This is a genomic window from Enterobacteriaceae bacterium ESL0689 (assembly GCA_029433525.1).
Classification (GTDB): domain Bacteria; phylum Pseudomonadota; class Gammaproteobacteria; order Enterobacterales; family Enterobacteriaceae; genus JAQTIF01.
In genome coordinates, this window is the sequence record JAQTIF010000001.1 from 624,524 (window position 1) to 644,652 (window position 20,129).

A 20,129-nucleotide genomic window follows, 5' to 3' on the forward strand; every position below is an offset into this window, starting at 1 on the left:
AGTCGTTATCCATTTGACGTATAAGGAACGATTAAAAGTTATCGCGGGCGATACAGCGCAATATCGCACGCCCTTTTACTGGCATAACTTATCCCGTCTTAGAGATGCGTGGTCGTATCAAGATACTGTTGTTGACGGAGATGCCGCAAAAGAACGCGCCCTTCCGGCATAAACTCGGTGCCGTAGCGCACCAGGCCAATACCCTTAAGCTCCGCGTCAATGGCATAACGCAGTTCACCGGGCATTTGCTGCTCCAGCATGATCACCGTGATTTTATTCAGGCGTGGCTCATATTTGAGCAGTACGGACGATAACGTCGCCATCAGCTCATGAGCGGTGCCGGGCATCCCTTGCAGGATTTTACTCATATCCGGTAACCCGTAGTCCGGCAGATGCGCTAGAGTGCCAGCGCGACAATTGAGGATCCGCTGCATATTATCCAGTACCGACAGGATAATCTGATTTTCTTCACTCAACTGGTGAAGGCTCAGACCACCGGAAAAATGGCCGGTGAGCATCTCATACAGCGAAGGGGATTTGTGAACCTGGGGCATTATTTATCCTTAAGTGGTAATAACAGTAGCGGGTTATCCCTGGCTTCGATCACCCGTGTCTTGTCAGAATCGGGGACTTCACGGTCAATCGCTAATTTCCAGCTGTTTTTCTGTGTATCCGGATGACGGAACAACCCCACCACCGCTACATAGTGCGCATCGTCTTCCAGAAGCATACTCAGTGACATATCGCCACCGGGCTTGACCACCCTATCACGGGTGGCAAGTAAATCCGTGCGATCGGTCATCTCTTCTTCATTCAGCAATTGCTGGTAGACTGTTTTATCGAAAGTTTTACGCTCTTTCAATTGATAAACCCGGATAACCAGCGGCTCTGACAGGGTGTTGTTCTCGCGCACGTCGGTTCCCCTGTGTAGGGGTCTGTTGATATTTAACCATCTGTTCAATGGCTTCCGGCTTAAACTCAGGAGAAAAATGGCGTTGAGTTTTTTAGGTTGAATCATGATCAGTGATCTCAGTTTCTATTGTTATATTAACAGGCTATTGAGGTGTTCGAAATAACTGATCCACGACAAAAATAGACTCAAGTCAAAAATAAGAGACTCAGGAAGGTATCCCTATATTTTTTATAACACAGACTTTTTTCATCAGGATAATATTATTTCTGTGCGGGCATCGTTATTTAATAATCCATATTGGGAACGACAGCAGTAGATGTTAATAATTAATTAGTTTTATGAAAAATATTTCGCGATTGTTAAAATATCGTGGAAATTATCGATAATCGGTAAAAATTTCTGTCACCTGTAGCAAACAGTCGGATAAATGGCACAGCCTGACACAAAAAATAAAACAGTGATCAATTATCATTATTTGTCGGTGAATAGAATGACTCGGCTGGGTGTTTGGCCGATTACCACGATGACTGAAAGTCGTCTGGCGGCGTATCTCTCCGCACTGCCAGTGGTGGAGAGCGTAAAACATTATTACCTTGTTATTTCTTGATAATTATTCTACTATAATATTGGTGAATGCTGATATTTTTTTAATTCTTTTGACATTCTGTCAAAAGATGACATAACTTTATAATCATCATTTATTACGATTAGGGTGTATTATGAAAAAGTTGCTGTTTTTATCTCTCGCTGCTATGTCATTTTCTTCTTTTGCATCACCGTCTTGCGATCAATATTTTAAGTCGATGGAAGGTTATCTTGAGCAAATAAAATCATCGCCGGAAACAAGTGCGCAATACGATGCGGTGAAAGGGCAGTATGACCAGGCAAAAAAACAGCTCGCTTCATTGCCTGAAGCCCAGCAGGAAGAAGCCTGCAAACAGGGGCTTAATGTTCTGAAAATGGCTGAAGAGCAAATAAAGAAAATGAAGCCGTAATAAATTATCGCTTTTACCCACGAAATCCTGATTGCTGATTTCGTGGGGATTCACAATCCTGCCTGTCTGACTACCATCACGAAAACCGATGATGATAACCTGTCGGTTCAGCAGACGGGGGCTTTGTTGAATAAATAGATATTATGCTGAGTGCCTACAAAAACATCGGTCTTCCTCGACGTAAAATCAGTAGGTTAAGATCAGGGTCGGAAGCTTCTCGCAGTAGAGACCAGCATTTCTGACCGAAACAGGCGTGATAAAACAGCATGATTCCCTATTATTCAACAAAGCCGCAGACGGGTTAACCGTCAATCGCCTTAACAGCACAAGCCGTTAAACACCGATTTTTCGCCCCAACAGACTCCCTGTTCGCGACTGACCATCCGGGCCATAAAGCGATTTGTTATTTTTATTCAGGATCGCCAGCGCTTTATCATTATGGTCAATTTGCTGATTAAGCAACATCCCGTTATGCTGATTTTTCTCCCGTAATACCCGGGTCAATTTCTGAACCTGTTGCCAGCGATCTGCCAGCATGGTCTGGCCAGCATAAGGGGCCTGGTGCCCGATAGCCTGTTCGGCAGCAGGACGTTGCTGCTCCAGCCAGGCGACCGTCGCCAGTTGCTGATTTTTGTTTTCGGTAACCCGCTGCAGTGCAACACCGGGAAGACGTCCGGAACATAACAGGTGATACTCTTCATCCAGCACGTTATCCAGCGTCAACAGTGTTTCCAGTAATTTATCCAGCAGTTGTGCCAGTTTCTTCATAATAATGACTTACCCTTTGCAACTTTTTACGCTACTGTCGGTTGCAGCAGAGAGCCATTGTGTATCACGTTGCGTTTCCTGCAGCAGGGCGTCGGCAATCCTGCCGGTATCCATCTGTAATTCACCCTGACGGATAGCCTGTTTAATTGTCTCTACCCGGTTCATATCGATATCCTGGGAACCGGGCTGCATCAGGTGTGCCTGAGCATCACTTAATTGCACCTGAGTCGCGCTGACAGGTGGCTGTTTAACGCTGGGCTTATGCGCTTTCAGGGAAATGTCTATGGGGTTTTCGCGTGGTTGTACCGCAGAAACCGACGGTAATCGTTGGGTGCGTTCAATACTCATATTGCCTCTTCGTTTACGTCTTTACCGTGCGGGTAAAACGTCTGTCGATAATGAGAATGGGGTCATTTCATGACCAGTCAAAAGTCATGTTTGCCCAGCATAATCCAGGCGACGATATGTGGTCTACGGGCACCAGGCATCCTGCAGAAGGTATCGTTACCGTTTCAGTCGGGAGAATTATCGGGGCTATATGCCTTTCTTTTATCGGCAGGGTAAGCAGAAACTTCATATTTTTTTATAACATAATACGAATAAAACCATCCTCTTCCGCGATACCGTTTACTATCTGGCCTGATGCCATTCGCACGCGAACGTTCTCGTTGACAGCGGCGTTGTTCATCGCCTTACCGACACCGTTAATATAGAATCCGCTCCCCTGGGCTTTGACCTGGACTTCCTGGTTGGCTTTAATGACCCACGGGCGGCGTAGCATCGATGATGTAACGGGACGACCAGCGCTGATATCACGCAGGCTTTCGGCACCGATCGCTTTTTTCTCATCAATAAGTACCTGTGCAGGCAGGGTATCGATCCGCCCCGATTTCTGGCTCAGATCAGCGTGAGACAAACGACTGCCCGCGCGAATATTGCGCGCAGCGACCAGATAGCGACCAAAGAGCTGAACCTGGGTCTGGATAAACCGTCGCTCCGTATCACAACGAGCTGAAACTGTGATATTACCGCCCACTTGTGTACTGGAAAGCAGGGCAAGCTGTGGCGCTTTACAGGAGGGCAGACGATTGGCCGGGGTACGTATCTGTACCTGCACCTCTATCGATTGACCGCTAAATTTTTCTTTTTTGATCAAATGGGCGATTTGTGCGGCTAAATCGTCAGCCTGCACGTTCAGACTACACAGTAAGCTGAGCAGCAGTAGATAACCTTTCTTCATTCTCTCATCTGCCTGGCGCCATCAGCCTGATGTGAAATATCTGCGGGGATACTTATCAGTGTACGAATTATATTTGACGATTTAAACCAACAAATAGCTGAGTATTTTGCGTTTATTCTGTCAATTAGCTCTCTGTCAGGTGTTTATGCTGTTGGCGCTGGATTTTCACTTTGCGGAGGGAACATGCTAGATAAACTGGACGCGGCATTGCGCTTTGATCAGGAGGCGCTCAATCTGCGCGCCCAGCGCCAGGAAATCCTGGCCGCCAATATCGCCAATGCCGATACCCCTGGCTACCAGGCGCGGGATATCGATTTCGCCAGTCAGCTCAATAAGGTGATAGAACAAGGGCGCGGTAAAGGAAATGGTATGGCGTTAACACTGACAGCGGCACGTCATATCCCGGCACAGACCTTACAACCGCCACAACTGGATTTACTGTTCCGTGTCCCCGATCAGCCATCGGTGGATGGTAATACGGTAGATATGGATCGTGAGCGTACTCATTTCGCCGATAACACTCTGAAATATCAAACGGATCTGACGGTACTGACCGGACGGATCAAAGAGATAATGTCGGTGCTGCAATAATAAAGGATAAGACAGATGTCTTTACTGAGTATTTTTGATATTTCCGGATCGGCGCTTGCGGCGCAATCTCAGCGCCTGAATGTCAGCGCCAGCAATATGGCGAATGCCGATAGTATCACCGGGCCGGATGGCGAACCTTACCGTGCGAAACAAGTGGTATTCGAAGTGGCGGCGGCACCAGGAATGGCGACCGGCGGAGTTCGTGTGGCCCAGGTGGTCGATGACCCTTCTCCGGAACGGCTGGTGTATCAGCCAGGTAATCCCCTGGCCGATGCTCAGGGCTATGTCCGGATGCCGAATGTCGACGTGGTGAACGAAATGGTGAATACCATTTCTGCTTCCCGCAGCTATCAGGCCAATGTCGAAGTGCTGAATACCACCAAATCGATCATGATGAAAACCCTGACATTAGGTCAGTAACAGGAGAACCGATGGCCATTGCCGCAATGACCAATGAGGCGACAAGAAATTCAGCGCTGGATGGTGCGACTAACAACAGTAATGCGCTGGATCTGCACAATAGCTTTCTGACGTTACTGGTCGCCCAGTTGCAAAATCAGGACCCCACGAACCCGATGCAAAACCACGAACTGACTTCTCAGCTGGCACAAATCAGTACTGTTCAGGGGATTGAGAAGCTCAACACCACACTCGGGTCTATCTCCGGGCAGATCAACCATAACCAGTCGTTGCAGGCCAGCGCCCTGATTGGGCATGGCGTCATGATCCCTGGCGACACGATTCTGGTGGGCAGCAAAGATGACGTTATCAGCACCACGCCGTTTGGCGTCGAACTGGAACGTCCTGCCGAAGAAGTCACCGTGACGATCACTGACTCTACCGGCAAGGTGATCCGCACCATTGAGCTGGGCGGCCTGAGCGCGGGTGTGCACTCCTTTACCTGGGATGGCTCGACGGACGCCGGAGAGAAGGCACCGGATGGTGCTTATAAGGTGTCGATCAGTGCGAAAGGCAGTGCCGGTGAACCGATGGTCGCTAAGACGCTGCATTTCGGCATGGTCAATGGGGTAATCAACGATAAGAATGGCATCCGTCTGGATCTGGGGCTGGCAGGTTATGCCACGCTCGATGAAATACGGCAAATTCTGTAAGACATTAATGTCAGTTTATTAAAAACATGAGTATGGCCGGAAAAGGTTTTTCGGCTCAGGAAACTCAGTAGTATTTCGGAGGATAATATGGGTTTTTCTCAGGCGGTCAGTGGACTGAACGCAGCATCGACCAATCTGGATGTGATTGGTAATAATATCGCTAACTCAGCCACGGCTGGTTTTAAATCGGGCACCGTGGCTTTTGCCGACATGTTCGCGGGTTCACAAGTGGGGTTAGGGGTAAAAGTCTCCGGCATCACGCAGAACTTTAATGGCGGTACCACGACCAGCACCAACCGTGCGCTGGATGTGGCGATCAGCGGTAACGGCTTCTTCCGTCTCCAGGACAAAGAGGGCGGTATCTTCTACAGCCGTAACGGTCAGTTCAAACTCGACGCCAATCGTAATATTATCAATATGCAGGGGCTGCAACTGACCGGTTATCCGGCAGGGGGTACGCCGCCAACTATTCAGCAGGGGGCCGACCCGGTGCCGCTGACGATCCCGGAAGGGATGATGAATGCCAAACTGACCGAATCGGGCCAGATGGTGGTTAACCTGAAATCGACCCATAAGCCGCCGACCGATACGACGTTTAATCCGGCGAAGCCTGATACTTATAACTACGTCAACACTATCACCACTTATGACTCATTAGGCAATGCCCACAATGTGAATGTCTATTTTGTCAAAACCGCGGATAACAAATGGGATGTCCACGCCCAGGATGGTGACACCGGAGCCTTGTCACAGACGACGATGGAATTTGACACCAGCGGTAATCTGATCAACGTCGGCGGCAATACCAGCGCACCGTTCAATATGACCATCAACATGAGTGCTAAAGATGGTGCCCCTGCCCAGACGTTCACCCTCGATTTTGCCCGCAGCATGCAGCAGAGCGTGGGTAGCGATTCGGTCAGTAAAGTCGCGCAGGATGGTTACGGGCCGGGCGAATATACCAACTTCCAGATTAACGACGATGGTACGGTGGTCGGTATCTACTCTAACCAGCAGATGCAGGTTCTTGGCCAGATCGTGCTGACCAACTTCTCTAACCCGGAAGGGCTGTCATCACAGGGTGATAACACCTGGCAGGAGACCGGTGCTTCCGGCCAGCCACGGGTTGGCACCGCCGGGGGGAGTGGGCTCGGTAAACTGATCAGTGGTGCGCTGGAGTCGTCGAATGTCGATCTGAGCCAGGAGCTGGTCAATATGATCGTCGCACAGCGTAACTACCAGTCTAACGCTCAGACAATTAAAACGCAGGATGCGATTCTGCAAACGCTGGTTAGCCTGCGCTAATAGGGTCACGATATGGATCACGCAATATATACCGCGATGGGTGGCGCGAGCCAGACACTGGAGAAGCAGGCTATTACAGCCAACAATCTCGCCAATGTGACGACACCGGGCTTTCGCGCCCAGCTTTCGGCATTGCGTGCTGTCCCTGTGAATGGCCCTTCTCTTCCGACACGTACCCTGGTGGCAGCATCGACACCGGGGGCCGATATGAGTCAGGGAGCGCTGAACTATACCGGCCGTCCGCTGGATGTTGCCCTGCAACAGGATGGCTTTCTGGCGGTGCGCCTGCCCGATGGCGGTGAGGGCTATACCCGTAACGGCAACATTCAGATATCTGCCGACGGTGTCCTGACCGTGCAGGGGCTGCCGCTGATGGGTGACGGTGGCCCGATCGAAATCCCGCCATCTGCGGAGGTGACCATTGCCGCTGATGGGACAATCTCGGCGCTGAATGCGGGTGATCCGCCGAAAACTATCGCCCAGTTAGGTCGTCTCAAACTGGTCAAGGCGGACGCCCGGGAAGTGATGCGTGGCGATGACGGACTGTTTCACCTGACGCCCGAAGCCAGCCAGCAACGTGGCAATCAACTGCCTAATGATCCGCTGGTGCGGATCATGCCGGGCGTGCTGGAGGGAAGTAATGTCAATCCGGTAGAGACGATGGTCGATATGATAACCAATGCACGTCGCTTTGAAATGCAGATGAAAGTTATCAATAGTGTCAATGAAAACGAACAGCGTGCTAACTCGCTGCTCTCCATGAGTTAAGCGTAAGGAGACGACGTAATGATCCCTTCTTTATGGATTGCGAAAACCGGTCTTGATGCCCAACAGACCAATATGGATGTGATATCCAACAACCTGGCCAATGTCAGCACCAATGGTTTCAAACGCCAGCGGGCGGTATTTGAAGATTTGCTCTACCAGACGATCCGTCAGCCGGGCGCACAATCTTCAGAACAGACCACCCTGCCTTCCGGTTTACAACTGGGGACGGGGGTTCGTCCGGTGGCCACGGAACGTGTGCATAACCAGGGGAATATCGCCCAAACCAATAACAGCAAAGATGTCGCGATTAAAGGCCAGGGCTTTTTCCAGGTTATGTTACCGGATGGCAACCTCGCCTATACCCGTGATGGCTCTTTCCAGATCGATCAGAATGGTCAGCTGGTCACGGCGAGCGGTTTTCAGATACAACCGGCAATCAGTATCCCAGCCAATGCGTTAACGATCACTATTGCCCGTGACGGGATAGTCAGTGTTACGCAGCAAGGGCAAACCGCCGCTCAGCAGGTGGGACAACTGACCCTGACCACGTTCATTAATGATAGTGGCCTGGAGAGCGTCGGCGAGAATCTGTATCAGGAAACAGAAAGCTCCGGGGCACCTAATGAAAGCACACCAGGACTGAACGGAGCTGGCATGCTGTATCAGGGTTACGTGGAAACCTCCAACGTCAATGTGGCGGAAGAGCTGGTCACTATGATTCAGGTTCAGCGCGCTTACGAGATTAACAGTAAAGCAGTTTCAACCTCGGATCAGATGCTGCAAAGACTGACCCAACTGTAATATTAATAGACGGGTGTCATTTCCTGCGCCCGTTATTTTTTAGTTGAAACAAAGGCGATATCCGTGGCAACCCTATATTCGATGGCAACCCTACCGCGACAACAAGGACAGCGCTGGCTGGCGGGGCTTGTGGTATTGGCGCTGAGTGGCTGTGCTTATATACCACACAAACCGCTGGTTGATGGTTTGACCACGGCCCACCCTGCACCGGCCACTGCACCCGAGCCCAATGGGGCGATTTTCCAGACATCACAGATGATGAACTACGGCTATCAGCCGTTATTTGAAGATCGTCGCCCACGTAACGTCGGGGATACGCTGACTATCGCGCTTCAGGAAAATGTCAGTGCCAGCAAGAGCTCTTCCGCCAATGCCAGCCGTAATGGCGCCAATAAATTTGGTGTTGCGGTGGCACCCCGTTACCTGGATGGTCTGCTCGGCAATAAACGCGCTGATCTCGATATTTCGGGGGATAACACCTTCAGCGGTAAAGGGGGCGCCAATGCCAATAATACCTTTAACGGTACGATAACGGTTACCGTCGATCGGGTACTGGCGAACGGTAACCTGCATGTTGTCGGCGAGAAGCAGATTGCTATCAACCAGGGCACCGAATTCATCCGCTTTTCCGGGGTGGTCAACCCACGCACCATCAGCGGCAGTAACTCGGTCTCCTCAACTCAGGTGGCAGATGCGCGCATCGAATATGTCGGTAATGGCTATATTAATGAAGCGCAGACAATGGGTTGGTTACAACGTTTCTTCTTAAATGTATCACCATTCTGATCATGGAGGGCTGTCATTCTCCTGACAATCCGGGAGTGACATTCCCCGCCTGGTGGGTATACGGAAGTGAGATCTCATGGTTAAAAAACTCTTTATGGTGCTGCTGATGAGCACCGTCATGTTACCGGCATCCGCAGAACGGATCCGCGATCTGGTAACGGTACAGGGTGTTCGCGAAAATGCACTGATTGGCTATGGCCTGGTGGTCGGCCTTGATGGTTCCGGCGACCAGACCATGCAGACGCCTTTCACCACCCAAAGTTTAAATAACATGCTCTCCCAGCTTGGCATTACGGTTCCGTCAGGCACCAATATGCAATTAAAAAATGTCGCAGCGGTAATGGTCACGGCGAAATTACCGCCCTTCGCCCGTGCCGGACAAACCATCGATGTGGTGGTTTCGTCTATGGGTAATGCCAAAAGTTTGCGCGGGGGAACACTGTTAATGACACCACTGAAAGGTGTCGATAATCAGGTTTACGCGCTGGCGCAAGGCAATGTGCTGGTCGGGGGGGCGGGTGCCTCATCGGGCGGCAGCAGCGTACAGGTCAACCAGCTGGCGGGCGGGCGTATCAGCAACGGTGCCACCATTGAACGTGAGCTGCCCTCTACGTTTGGCGGCAGTGGCATCATTAATCTGCAACTCAATGAAGAAGATTTTACCGTCGCCCAGCAAATCAGCGATGCGATTAACAATCGCCGTGGCAGTGGTACGGCGGTGCCAGTGGATGCCCGTACCGTTCAGATACAGGTGCCACGGGGGAACAGTTCCCAGGTGCGTTTCCTTGCCGATATTCAGAATATCAATATTAAGATGGGCATCCTCGATGCGAAAGTGGTGATTAACTCACGTACCGGCTCGGTAGTGATGAACCGGGATGTGATCCTCGACTCTTGTGCGGTAGCGCAAGGTAACCTGTCGGTTGTGGTGGATAAACAGGCGGTGGTCAGCCAGCCCGACACCCCACTGGCTGGCGGTGAGACCGTAGTCACGCCAAGCACCAAAATTTCGATGCAGCAACGGGGCGGATCGCTGCAAAACGTCAAGTCCAGCGCTAACTTAAACAGTGTGATTCAGGCATTAAATGCGCTGGGCGCAACGCCGATTGATTTAATGTCCATTCTGCAGGCGATGCAGAGTGCAGGCTGCCTGCGGGCAAAACTGGAAATTATCTGATGAGTCACTCATTGCTGAAAATGGCTGGCGCGGCCTATGACGCACAGGCGTTAAATGGCCTGAAACGTGATGCTGCCGCAGATCCACAAGGTAATCTTCGCCAGGTGGCGCAACAGGTTGAAGGGATATTTGTCCAGATGATGCTGAAAAGCATGCGTTCGACCCTCCCTGAGGATGGCATATTAAGCAGTCATCAGACACGGCTTTTTACCTCAATGTATGATCAGCAAATCGCCCAGCAGGTATCGCAAAAGGGATTAGGGCTGGCGGAGGTGATTGTCAGGCAGATGAATGAAGCCCATTCACAGCCGAGCGAAATGGCGGGGATCACCCCGATGGCACTGGATAATGAAATTCTGCAGACGCTGCCAGTGCAGGCGCTGGAGCAGGTGATCCGCCGTGCTGTGCCGCGCCTGCCTGCCATATCACGGGATAATCATGCTTTTATCGCCCGCCTGGCACCGCACGCCCGTATCGCCAGTCAGCAGAGTGGCATTCCGCATCAGCTGATTGTCGCTCAGGCGGCGCTGGAGTCCGGCTGGGGAGAGCGTGAAATCCCGACCCGGGATGGAAAACCCAGTCATAATTTATTCGGCATCAAGGCGGGCAGTAGCTGGCAGGGTCGAATAACCGAAATAATCACCACTGAATTTGAGCAGGGGATCGCGAAAAAAGTGAAGGCGAAGTTCCGTGCGTATAACTCTTATACCGAAGCAATTAGCGATTATATTAAATTACTCACTAATAATCCGCGTTATGCCGAAGTCGCCGCTGCCCGCACTCCGGAACAAGGCGCTCATGCTTTACAGCGCGCTGGTTATGCCACTGACCCGCATTATAGTAAAAAACTAGTAACGGTTATTCAACAAATAAAACGGAGTGGAGAACAAGCCGTTAAAGCTTATATGCAGGATCTGGACAAACTATTTTAACGATTGACGTTAATTCAACACTTATCATCACTACCGCGACGGTAAAAAATCGGGTGATGTATTCAATGTGTTTATTTCGTCTCAAACATAATATTCGCGCTCAATAAAAATACCAATGATCCTGTCATGCATTTCAAAAGATTTTGAGTACCCCAGAGTCTTACGATTCAGTCGCTTTAATCGGTTACGCAAATTCAGGTTTTCCCGTTCAATCCGCTGCGTGTAAAGCTTACCCCTGATATGTTTTTCATCCGGCAGCAGATCATAAGCACTGAAGTTATCTGTACACCAGAAGGCAACATTAAAACCTGACAATAATTTCAGTAACCTGCGCAGTGTCTTTTTGCTTCTGCGTCCAAAAGTATGAGCAATAATTCGTTTGAGGCGAGGCTCCCATGCATACCACAGCCAGCGTTGCTGCTTTTTACTGCCAGCAAAAGACCACATCTCATCCACTTCACAGATAAGCTGGATTTGCTGATTATCCAGCGGAAACGTGGTTACACATCGTGGGGCGAGTTTTTTAAAGTGCGGACAACGGCATTAATGCTGATATGCAGAGTCCTTGCGGTATCGCGGATACCGGCATTATTCATGGCAAGGTCAACAATTTGTTCTTTCATGCCGGGGTGGCAGGCACGGTAAGCGTAATCGACCTGGAAAGTACGGCAGCATGACTGACAGCGATAGCGCTGAAATCCAGCTTTGCCCAGACCATGCTTTTTAACGGGTTCAGTTTGTTGACAAAACGGGCATGTTACATCAATTTTAGCCATCTGGCGCATTTGTTAAAAAGAGTGATTATACAACATGATAAACACGTTGAATACATGACCCGCGGGTTACACTCGCACCTTTACTGACGCACCGTTAATGACAATATCAATAACCGGACGCGCTCAATGACTAAACTTTGCGCTGTTGCCGCTTAATAACCGCGATTTGTTCAAGATTTTCTGCCAATGGTCGATAACAGAAAAAGGCAATATGTGCACAAAATTTCATTGAAACTTTGCGGGTGCTGATACCGCAATGTAAGGGAGTTAAAATGGCTAATGGCTTAATCAACACCGCAATGAGCGGTCTGAATGCCGCTCAGATAGCACTGAGCACTGTCAGTAACAACATCGCCAATTCGGGTGTCGCAGGATATAACCGCCAGACGGCCATCCTCGCGCAGAACGGATGTCTGGCGACGCAGAACGGTTTTATCGGTAATGGTGTCACCGTCACCAGCGTTAACCGCGAATATAATCAGTTTATTACTAACCAGTTGCGTGAGGCACAAAGTTCCGCCAGCTCGCAGAAAACGTATTACGAAAAGATTTCACAGATTAATAATCTGCTCGCCAACAAAACGAATGATCTGAAGTCCAGCTTGCAGGACTTTTTCACGAATCTGCAAAACCTGGTCAGTAACCCGGGCGATGATGCGGCACGGCGTACTGTATTGGGTCAGGCGAATGGTCTGGTTAATCAGTTCAATAATATCGATAAATATCTGCGTGATATGAACAGCGGCGTGAATCAGCAGATTAATGATACCGCACTGCAAATCAACAGCTATAGTAAAGAAATCGCGCGCCTCAATGATGAAATTACGCGTCTGCGTGGTAGTGGCGGCGGAGAACCTAACGCGCTGCTTGATCAGCGTGATCAGCTGGTCAGTGAGCTGAATAAGCTGGTTGGTGTACAGGTGACACAACAGGATGGTGATGCGTATACCATCTCTTTTGCCAACGGCTTAACGCTGGTGCAGGGTAATACCAGTTATAATGTCGAAGCCATTCCTTCCAGCTCAGATCCTTCTCGTCTGACCATCGGTTACGATCGTGGTCATGGTGCCACTGAAATACCTGAGGGGCAGATAGCCACCGGTACGCTGAGCGGGGTATTAAAATTCCGTAGCGAGACGCTGGATGGCGTTCGTAATCAACTGGGGCAGTTAGCGCTGGCCATGGCGAACAGCTTTAACGAACAGCACCGCGCCGGTTTTGATATCAATGGCGAGCCGGGTAAAGACTTCTTTAGCTTTAATGGTGGCCAGTCTATTTCCAATAGCAATAACACCGGTAACGCTTCTTTAGGGATTTCATACACGGACACCAGCAAAGTCAAAGCCGATGATTATCGTGTCGAATTTGATGGCACTAACTGGCAGGTTACCACGATGCCGGGTAACGTTAAGGTTAATGCTAATGTGACCGTTGACGGTGACGGTAATACGGTACTGGAGTTTGATGGCCTGAAAATTGATGTTTCAGGAACGGCAGCAAGTAAAGACAGCTTTATTGTTCGCCCGGTCAGTGATGTGGCGGGTACATTGCAGGTTGCGATTACCGATTCTGCCCATATCGCGGCAGCGGGTAAAAACGATAGCGGCCGTGGCGATAATGAAAATGCGAAAAAATTACTGGATTTGCAGAATAAAAACCTGGTAGACAATAAAGCCACATTGAGTGGTGCTTATGCTGGTATGGTGAGCGGTGTCGGTACTCAGACCGCCGCCGCGAAAGTCAGCAGTTCGGCTCAGGAGAACATTGTTAATCAATTGACTCAGCAACAACAGTCAGCATCAGGCGTCAATCTTGATGAAGAGTATGGTGAGTTATTGCGCTTCCAGCAATATTACATGGCGAATGCACAGGTCATCCAGACGGCCAGCTCGTTGTTTGATGCGTTACTGAATATTCGTTGAGATGATGATTGATCGCCACAGCAGGCGATTATGCAGAATAAGGAGTCTACATCATGCGCATGAGCACCGGCATGATATATCAGCAAAACATGGCAGGGATTAGCAATAACCAGTCTCTGTTTATGAAGGCAGGCCAGCAGTTAACGACCGGTAAAAAGGTGGTTAATCCTTCTGATGATCCCTTAGCCGCTTCGAATGCGGTTATGCTCAGTCAGTCGCAGGCCGAAAATACGCAGTATATGCTGGCACGTACTTTTGCCCGCCAGAGTATCTCAATGGAAGAGACGGTACTTTCTGCGGCCACCTCGACCATCTCTGATATCAAAGCGCTGATTGTTAACGCGGGGGGTACGGAAAGTGATAATGACCGTGCTTCGCTGGCCTCTCAGTTACAGGGGCTGAAAGATGAGCTGCTTAACCATGCCAACAGTACGGATGGTAATGGACGTTATCTGTTTGCCGGTTATAAAAATGATCGTCCGCCTTTTGTGGTCGATAGCAATGGGGTAGTGAGCTATCAGGGTGGGGACACCACCGTGACCCAGAAAGTGGATGCTAACCGTGTCATGACGATTGGTCATACTGGTAACGCCGTCTTTATGGCTCTGACCAGCAATCCTAAGCCTGAGCCGGATGGCAGCCCTTCTGTGACTGATATTTTTGCCAGTATCGATATTGCGCTGGAAGCGCTGAATACCCCGACGGCGGATGCCAGTGATGCCGACAGGCAGCGGGTAAACGAAGCGATGGCGAAAGCGAATCGTGGTATGGATAACTCGTATAACAATGTTCTAAGTGTACGTGCTGAGCTAGGAAGTCAGTTACAGGAACTGGATCAGCTAGACTACATTGGTAAAGACCGCGAGATGGCCAGCCAGATCCAGATGAGTGATTTGACCGATGCGGATTTTGTCGAGGCGATTTCGACCTACTATCTGCAGCAGACAACGCTCCAGGCGGCGTATAAAACCTTTAATGATATGCAGTCGATGTCATTATTCAAGATGTATCGCTAACCAGGCCGTATTAGCGCGAAGATTACCTCCCTTTTATGTACCAGGAGCAGCCTGTTACGGCGACAAGACAGGCTGCTGTGAATACCTGGTACATATTTATGTACGACATCGGTGCCTTCACGGGTGCTGGGACGTACTTTTTTTTCTGCTCATGTTACTGAGTGATGATTGTCTACCCACCTGCCACCCCCGATGCGACTCGTATTAGCGATAGGCCGCATCAGTGACTGAGGGGGCGGCAGGTGTTTTATTTACAGCGAGTAAAAAAATGGGATCAGGAAAGGAACGATCAGCGTGATAATCCCCCCGGAAAGTAAAGCGACCGGCACGTAGGCGATACCACAATGTTTCTCGATGAGCGGCAGGGTGACATCCATCGCGGTGGCGCCAGCAACACCAATCGCAATATGACCGTTACCCAACCGTGACAGCGCCGGTATCAACAGTAAGGCAATCGCTTCACGAAACAGATCGCACAGAAAGGCGACGGAACCCAACAGCGGATCGCCCATTTTAGTGAACAAAATCCCTGAAAGCGTATACCAGCCGAAACCTGAGCTGACTGCCAGGCTATGCGTAAAAGACAACGGCAGGAACAGGGAAACCGCTGCCGCGCCGATATAGGAGGCCAGCACGGTCAGACATGTCATGATGATGTTAGTGCGGTTGAAAAAGATTTCACGCAGGTTAAGTCCGGCATAAGAGAGCTTGACGCCGATCGCGAAGATCAGCAGATAAAGCAGCCCTGAGATAAGCGGATCGTAATCTATTTCAGGGGTTATTTTGTAAAAACCGGCCAGAAAACCGATGATCACCAGTCCGGCCAGCAGCAGAGGATCTTTGATATACGCCACTATATTGAAAGTGCCGTTATCAGCGGCGCTATCGGTATTCTGCGCCGCCTTTTCCGATGCGCTACGAAGATAAAAGATTTTTAATACGCAGGCTATCGACAGGGAAGATGCCACGGCAATACATAACGCATTGACCCCAATCAGACTCAGCTTATTCATAATTTCCGGGATCGCCCCCACAGTGATCCCCATAAGAATAAGCAGCGAGTAAAGACTGAAATTAGAAACTTTTTCCGCCATGCCGATCGTGAATCGTGTGCAAAACTTTTTGCAATTAAATCCGACGATCAGCGCCACCAGAATAGGAAATAAATTGATTAATGCAAGGTACATATCCATGAGTCCATGACACAGAAAGAAATAATAGGGTGAAAACGATTGGCGCTAATCTAACCAGGTTATTCTACTGACCATTTTGACCCCGGACAACGCCCGAAGTCCTGACGGACTACGTCGCGAATACCTCAGGGATTCAGGCCACCAATCAGCGGTGTCATTTTGACCAGGGTTTCTGCGAAAATTTGTTCACAAAATGGTGCCAGCATTGGCATCATCAGACTGATGGTTATCATGCCAATCGTCATCGTAATCGGGAAGCCAATCACAAATACTGACAGCTGGGGGGTCATACGATTAAGTAATCCCAGCATAATATTGAGTGTCAGTAACAGACAAATCAGCGGTAATGCCAGCAGCAGACCACTGGTAAAAACCGATGAGCCGAGTTGGGCTAACGCCAGAAAGCCATTGCCGTTAAATGGCTGTGGCGCAACAGGCAGGGTATGAAAACTATCGACCAGCAGTGAGATAAGCCACAGATGGCCATTAAAGCTCAGGAAAAGTAGCATCGACAGTAAATTGAACAGTCGTGCCAGTACCGGCATATTGGGCCCGCCACTGGGGTCAAAAAAGGTGGCGAATGACAGCCCCATTTGCATGCCGATTATCTCACCAGCCAGACGAATGGCGGCGAAGGCAAATTGCATGGTCATGCCCAGGGCGATACCAATCAGAATCTGCTCAATTGCAAGCCATAATCCGCTGACTGAAAAAATGGGTACATGCACCACCGGCAGGGTCGGGGCGACCAGAATCACGATCAATCCCCCAAGGCCAATTTTAACTTTTTTACTGACCTGTTTATCGTTGAAGATCGGCGCAGTACCAATCAGTGCCAGAATACGTAACAGTGGCCAGAAATATTGCCCAAGCCAGACTGTCAATTGTGTACTATCAAACGTCAGCACAATTAGCCTGGTATATTCGGCAAGGTACTAAACAGGGTACGCATATAATCGAGCACCATATTCAGCATCCACGGCCCAGCAATAATAATGGTAGCCACCACGGCGAGAATTTTGGGAATAAATGAGAGTGTCATTTCATTGACTTGTGTTGCAGCCTGCAGCAGGCTGACAAACAGGCCGGTCACCAGCGCGGATAATAACAGGGGGGCGGCAAGCCCAAGGGCAACTTTCATCGCTTCAATGCCCATAGCCATAATTGATTCCGGTGTCATCCTGCCTCCCTGCTCTGTTCAGGTGTAAAAGCTTTGTGCTAACGAACCCAGCAATAATTGCCAGCCATCCACCAGCACGAATAACATTAATTTAAAGGGGAGCGAGATAGTCGCGGGGGGCACCATCATCATTCCCAGTGCCATCAGCACACTGGCTACCACCAGATCGATGATCAAAAAAGGGATGAAAACAGTAAAGCCAATCTGGAAAGCGGTTTTGAGCTCACTGGTGACATAGGCGGGTAACAGGATCCGCATCGGGACAGCTTCTGGCCCGGCCAGCGGCGGCTGACTGGCGAGACGGGCATACAGCGCCAGATCGGTTTCACGTGTCTGATGCAGCATAAATTCACGCAGCGGTTGTGCCCCTTTTTCAAGCGCGACATTAAGGCTGATTTTTTCTTCGCTATAGGGTTGCCACGCATCCTGATAAATTTTATTGAACACCGGCGACATAATGTAAAAAGTCAGAAACAGTGTCAGACCAATTATCACCTGGTTCGGTGGCGCAGAAGGGGTGCCCAGCGCATTGCGCAACAGACCGAGCACAATAATAATACGGGTGAAACTGGTCATCATCAGCAACATCGCTGGCAGGAATGAGAGCGAGGTCAGCAGAACCAGTGTCTGAACGGGCAATGTCCAGCTCTGACCACCATTCGGCAGCGGTTGGCTGATAATTCCCGGAAGTTGCGCCAGCGTTGCTGGCGTGAAAAACAGCAGCGCGACCAGTAATCCGACCACAGGTAAGCGCGAGCGTGTTGTCATGCCGATTTCTCCTGGCGTTGCACAACATGGCGCATTAACTGGCGGAAATGGCTGGTGGTGTCACCATCTGACGGGTGGCTTTCGCCAGGGGGGACGGGTAGCGTATGCAGTGGCGTAATTTGCTGCGCGGTGACACCCAGGACCAGCAGCGTATCAGCCACCTCCACCAGCACCACCCGTTCGCGCTGCCCGACCTGGCAACTGGCACGCAGTTTCAGCAGGCCCGCCTGACGGCCTGACGGTGCGAAGCCGAGTCGACGGATCAGCCAGCCAACCACCAGAATAAGCAGCAGAATACCGCCAAGGGCGCTGCTTATCTGCATCAGGGGTGAGTCGCTGGTCATCGATGACGTCGCCGGTTGTGCGATCTGTTGCATCGTCACGGGTGTCTCTGCGCTCATCAGTGGCTCAGACGACGCATACGTTCAGAAGGCGTAATGATATCGGTAATACGCACACCGTATTTATCCGCCACCACCACTACTTCACCTTGTGCAATAAGATAACCATTGATCAGGATATCCAGCGGTTCACCTGCCAGCCCGTCGAGCGCGACGACTGACCCTTGTGACAGACGCAGTAAATCTTTGATGGTCATCTTGGTGCGCCCCAGCTCCACGGTCATTTTGACCGGGATATCCATAATCAGATCGATATCCTGCGGATCTCCCGGTGGTGCGGAAGTATCGAGGGGTTTAAACAGATCATCGCTGCGCACATCCGGTTTTTCAGCGACCGCTGCTTTTGGTTCGGTGGTCGATTCTGACGTTTTCTGTTCTTCGGCCGATTTTTGTTCGTTAAGCGCATCCGCCCACAGATTGTCTGCAGATTCCTTCTCAGCGTCAGACTCGCCAGCGGGTTGCTTAGGATCACTCATTGGGTTGTTCCTCACTCAGAGCATTCAAAATAGGGTGTATCAAATGTTCAACACGCAGCGCATATTGTCCGTTCAGCGTGCCATACTGGCAGGTTAATACCGGTACGCCATCCACATTGGCAACCAGCCGATCCGGTTTTTCGATCGGTAAAACGTCGCCAGGTTTCAGCGAGAGTACCTTTGAAAGATGGACAGGAATATCAACAAAATTGGCGATCAGCTCCAGCTCAGAGTGTTGTACTTCCTGTGCCAGCGTGTTATGCCAGCGTTTGTCTTCCTGACGCGAGTTTTCCAGCGGTGGATTGGTAAGTAGTTCATGCAATGGTTCGATCATCGCAAACGGAATACAGATATTAAATTCGCCCACCAGATCGCCAATTTCCATCTGGAAAGGCGAGGTGACCACGATATCATTGGGTGAAGTGGTGATATTGGTGAATTTCACCTGCATTTCAGCCCGCACATATTCCACATCGATTTTATAAATCGCACGCCAGGAGTCACTGTATGCCTCCAGCGCCAGATGAAGCATGCGTTTAATCACCCGCTGTTCCGTCGGCGTAAATTCCCGCCCTTCCACTTTGGTTGGAAAACGACCATCCCCCCCGAACAGGTTATCGACGGCAATAAAGACCAGTGTCGGTGAAAACACCAGTAATGCCATACCACGCAGTGGGTTCAGGTGGATCAGGTTCAGGTTGGTCGGAACCGGAAGATTACGCACAAACTCATGATAAGGCTGAATCTTTATCGGACCAGCGGTAATATCGGCGCTACGACGCAGGAGATTAAATAACTCCATACGAAACCGACGGGCAAAACGCTCGTTAATAATTTCCAGCGCCTGTAAACGCTCACGTACAACGCGGCGCTGGGTCGTGGGATCATAAGGTTTGATCTCACTGTCTTTATTCTTGGCGCTGGTTGCTGCTTCTGGCTCATCGCTTGCGCTATCGCCATTGAGCAAAGCATCAATCTCTGCCTGGGAAAGAATATTGTCAGCCATGAT

The 20,129-nt window shown here is 50.2% G+C and carries 24 protein-coding genes and 1 pseudogene; 12 read left to right on the forward strand and 13 right to left on the reverse strand.

The window, feature by feature from the left end; genetic code table 11:
- Positions 1–98: 98 nt before the first annotated feature.
- Both tssE and tssJ read right to left on the reverse strand, forming a co-directional pair.
- Positions 99–554, reverse strand: a complete 456-nt coding sequence (gene tssE, locus PT300_03095) for a type VI secretion system baseplate subunit TssE (GenBank protein ID MDF7679649.1) — start codon at positions 552–554, stop codon at positions 99–101.
- Positions 554–919, reverse strand: a pseudogene (tssJ, locus tag PT300_03100) (type VI secretion system lipoprotein TssJ). Before tssJ ends, tssE begins: the two are co-directional and overlap by 1 nt.
- 713 nt (positions 920–1,632) lie before the next feature.
- Here tssJ and PT300_03105 point away from each other — a divergent pair.
- Positions 1,633–1,908 (forward strand): DUF5339 domain-containing protein, encoded by a 276-nt coding sequence (locus PT300_03105; protein MDF7679650.1) that lies wholly within the window; start codon positions 1,633–1,635, stop codon positions 1,906–1,908.
- Between the two features lie 333 nt (positions 1,909–2,241).
- On the opposite strand, the gene flgN is transcribed toward PT300_03105, so the two are convergent.
- From flgN to flgA, 3 genes are all read right to left on the reverse strand, one after another.
- The gene (gene flgN / locus PT300_03110) at positions 2,242–2,676 is read right to left on the reverse strand and encodes a flagellar export chaperone FlgN (GenBank protein MDF7679651.1); all 435 of its coding nucleotides are present in this window, start codon (positions 2,674–2,676) and stop codon (positions 2,242–2,244) included.
- Positions 2,677–2,685: 9 nt separating this feature from the next.
- Entirely contained in the window at positions 2,686–3,024 is a 339-nt protein-coding gene (gene flgM, locus PT300_03115; protein MDF7679652.1) for a flagellar biosynthesis anti-sigma factor FlgM, read from the reverse strand.
- Positions 3,025–3,259: 235 nt separating this feature from the next.
- On the reverse strand, positions 3,260–3,916 hold the full coding sequence (gene flgA, locus PT300_03120; GenBank protein MDF7679653.1) for a flagellar basal body P-ring formation chaperone FlgA: 657 nt from the start codon (positions 3,914–3,916) through the stop codon (positions 3,260–3,262).
- 183 nt (positions 3,917–4,099) lie between these two features.
- Here flgA and flgB point away from each other — a divergent pair, with 183 nt between their 5' ends.
- The 9 genes from flgB to flgJ all read left to right on the forward strand — a co-directional run bounded on the left by flgB (position 4,100) and on the right by flgJ (position 11,388).
- A complete protein-coding gene (flgB, locus tag PT300_03125) occupies positions 4,100–4,507 on the forward strand; it encodes a flagellar basal body rod protein FlgB (protein MDF7679654.1) in 408 nt (135 codons plus the stop codon).
- A 15-nt stretch (positions 4,508–4,522) separates the two neighbouring features.
- Positions 4,523–4,927 (forward strand): flagellar basal body rod protein FlgC, encoded by a 405-nt coding sequence (gene flgC, locus PT300_03130; GenBank protein ID MDF7679655.1) that lies wholly within the window; start codon positions 4,523–4,525, stop codon positions 4,925–4,927.
- A gap of 26 nt (positions 4,928–4,953) precedes the next feature.
- Entirely contained in the window at positions 4,954–5,619 is a 666-nt protein-coding gene (flgD, locus tag PT300_03135; GenBank protein MDF7679656.1) for a flagellar hook assembly protein FlgD, read from the forward strand.
- An 87-nt stretch (positions 5,620–5,706) separates the two neighbouring features.
- Positions 5,707–6,924, forward strand: coding sequence for a flagellar hook protein FlgE (flgE, locus tag PT300_03140; protein MDF7679657.1), 1,218 nt, complete (start codon positions 5,707–5,709; stop codon positions 6,922–6,924).
- 12 nt (positions 6,925–6,936) lie between these two features.
- Positions 6,937–7,692 carry a flagellar basal body rod protein FlgF gene (locus PT300_03145; protein ID MDF7679658.1) on the forward strand — a complete coding sequence of 252 codons (756 nt, stop codon included), beginning with the start codon at positions 6,937–6,939 and terminating at the stop codon, positions 7,690–7,692.
- Between the two features lie 18 nt (positions 7,693–7,710).
- Positions 7,711–8,493: a flagellar basal-body rod protein FlgG gene (gene flgG, locus PT300_03150; protein MDF7679659.1), complete on the forward strand. Its 783-nt coding sequence runs from the start codon at positions 7,711–7,713 to the stop codon at positions 8,491–8,493.
- Positions 8,494–8,574: 81 nt separating this feature from the next.
- Complete coding sequence (gene flgH, locus PT300_03155) at positions 8,575–9,279, forward strand: flagellar basal body L-ring protein FlgH (GenBank protein ID MDF7679660.1); 705 nt, start codon at positions 8,575–8,577, stop codon at positions 9,277–9,279.
- Between the two features lie 76 nt (positions 9,280–9,355).
- On the forward strand, positions 9,356–10,456 hold the full coding sequence (locus PT300_03160) for a flagellar basal body P-ring protein FlgI (protein ID MDF7679661.1): 1,101 nt from the start codon (positions 9,356–9,358) through the stop codon (positions 10,454–10,456).
- Positions 10,456–11,388 carry a flagellar assembly peptidoglycan hydrolase FlgJ gene (flgJ, locus tag PT300_03165; GenBank protein MDF7679662.1) on the forward strand — a complete coding sequence of 311 codons (933 nt, stop codon included), beginning with the start codon at positions 10,456–10,458 and terminating at the stop codon, positions 11,386–11,388. The genes PT300_03160 and flgJ overlap by 1 nt, the downstream gene beginning before the upstream one ends.
- An 81-nt stretch (positions 11,389–11,469) precedes the next feature.
- Here the strand turns inward: flgJ and PT300_03170 are convergent.
- Positions 11,470–12,164 (reverse strand): IS1 family transposase gene (locus tag PT300_03170; GenBank protein ID MDF7679663.1). Its coding sequence is split into 2 segments (ribosomal slippage): positions 11,470–11,915 and positions 11,915–12,164, totalling 696 coding nucleotides; the frame shifts between segments, so codons are not numbered across the junction.
- 272 nt (positions 12,165–12,436) lie between these two features.
- On the opposite strand from PT300_03170, the gene flgK reads away from it, so the two are divergent.
- Both flgK and flgL read left to right on the forward strand, forming a co-directional pair.
- Entirely contained in the window at positions 12,437–14,086 is a 1,650-nt protein-coding gene (gene flgK, locus PT300_03175) for a flagellar hook-associated protein FlgK (GenBank protein ID MDF7679664.1), read from the forward strand.
- A gap of 53 nt (positions 14,087–14,139) precedes the next feature.
- A complete protein-coding gene (flgL, locus tag PT300_03180; GenBank protein ID MDF7679665.1) occupies positions 14,140–15,102 on the forward strand; it encodes a flagellar hook-associated protein FlgL in 963 nt (320 codons plus the stop codon).
- A gap of 251 nt (positions 15,103–15,353) precedes the next feature.
- Here the strand turns inward: flgL and PT300_03185 are convergent, their stop codons facing one another.
- The 7 genes from PT300_03185 to fliM form a co-directional block, all read right to left on the reverse strand.
- Positions 15,354–16,289 (reverse strand): lysine exporter LysO family protein, encoded by a 936-nt coding sequence (locus tag PT300_03185; GenBank protein ID MDF7679666.1) that lies wholly within the window; start codon positions 16,287–16,289, stop codon positions 15,354–15,356.
- Positions 16,290–16,420: 131 nt separating this feature from the next.
- A complete protein-coding gene (fliR, locus tag PT300_03190) occupies positions 16,421–17,203 on the reverse strand; it encodes a flagellar biosynthetic protein FliR (protein MDF7679667.1) in 783 nt (260 codons plus the stop codon).
- A gap of 2 nt (positions 17,204–17,205) precedes the next feature.
- Positions 17,206–17,475, reverse strand: coding sequence for a flagellar biosynthesis protein FliQ (fliQ, locus tag PT300_03195; GenBank protein ID MDF7679668.1), 270 nt, complete (start codon positions 17,473–17,475; stop codon positions 17,206–17,208).
- Between the two features lie 18 nt (positions 17,476–17,493).
- Positions 17,494–18,243 (reverse strand): flagellar type III secretion system pore protein FliP, encoded by a 750-nt coding sequence (fliP, locus tag PT300_03200; GenBank protein ID MDF7679669.1) that lies wholly within the window; start codon positions 18,241–18,243, stop codon positions 17,494–17,496.
- Entirely contained in the window at positions 18,240–18,644 is a 405-nt protein-coding gene (fliO, locus tag PT300_03205; GenBank protein MDF7679670.1) for a flagellar biosynthetic protein FliO, read from the reverse strand. The genes fliP and fliO overlap by 4 nt, the downstream gene beginning before the upstream one ends.
- On the reverse strand, positions 18,644–19,120 hold the full coding sequence (gene fliN, locus PT300_03210; GenBank protein MDF7679671.1) for a flagellar motor switch protein FliN: 477 nt from the start codon (positions 19,118–19,120) through the stop codon (positions 18,644–18,646). Before fliN ends, fliO begins: the two co-directional genes overlap by 1 nt.
- Positions 19,113–20,126 carry a flagellar motor switch protein FliM gene (gene fliM / locus PT300_03215; protein ID MDF7679672.1) on the reverse strand — a complete coding sequence of 338 codons (1,014 nt, stop codon included), beginning with the start codon at positions 20,124–20,126 and terminating at the stop codon, positions 19,113–19,115. The genes fliN and fliM overlap by 8 nt, the downstream gene beginning before the upstream one ends.
- Between the last annotated feature and the right edge of the window lie 3 nt (positions 20,127–20,129).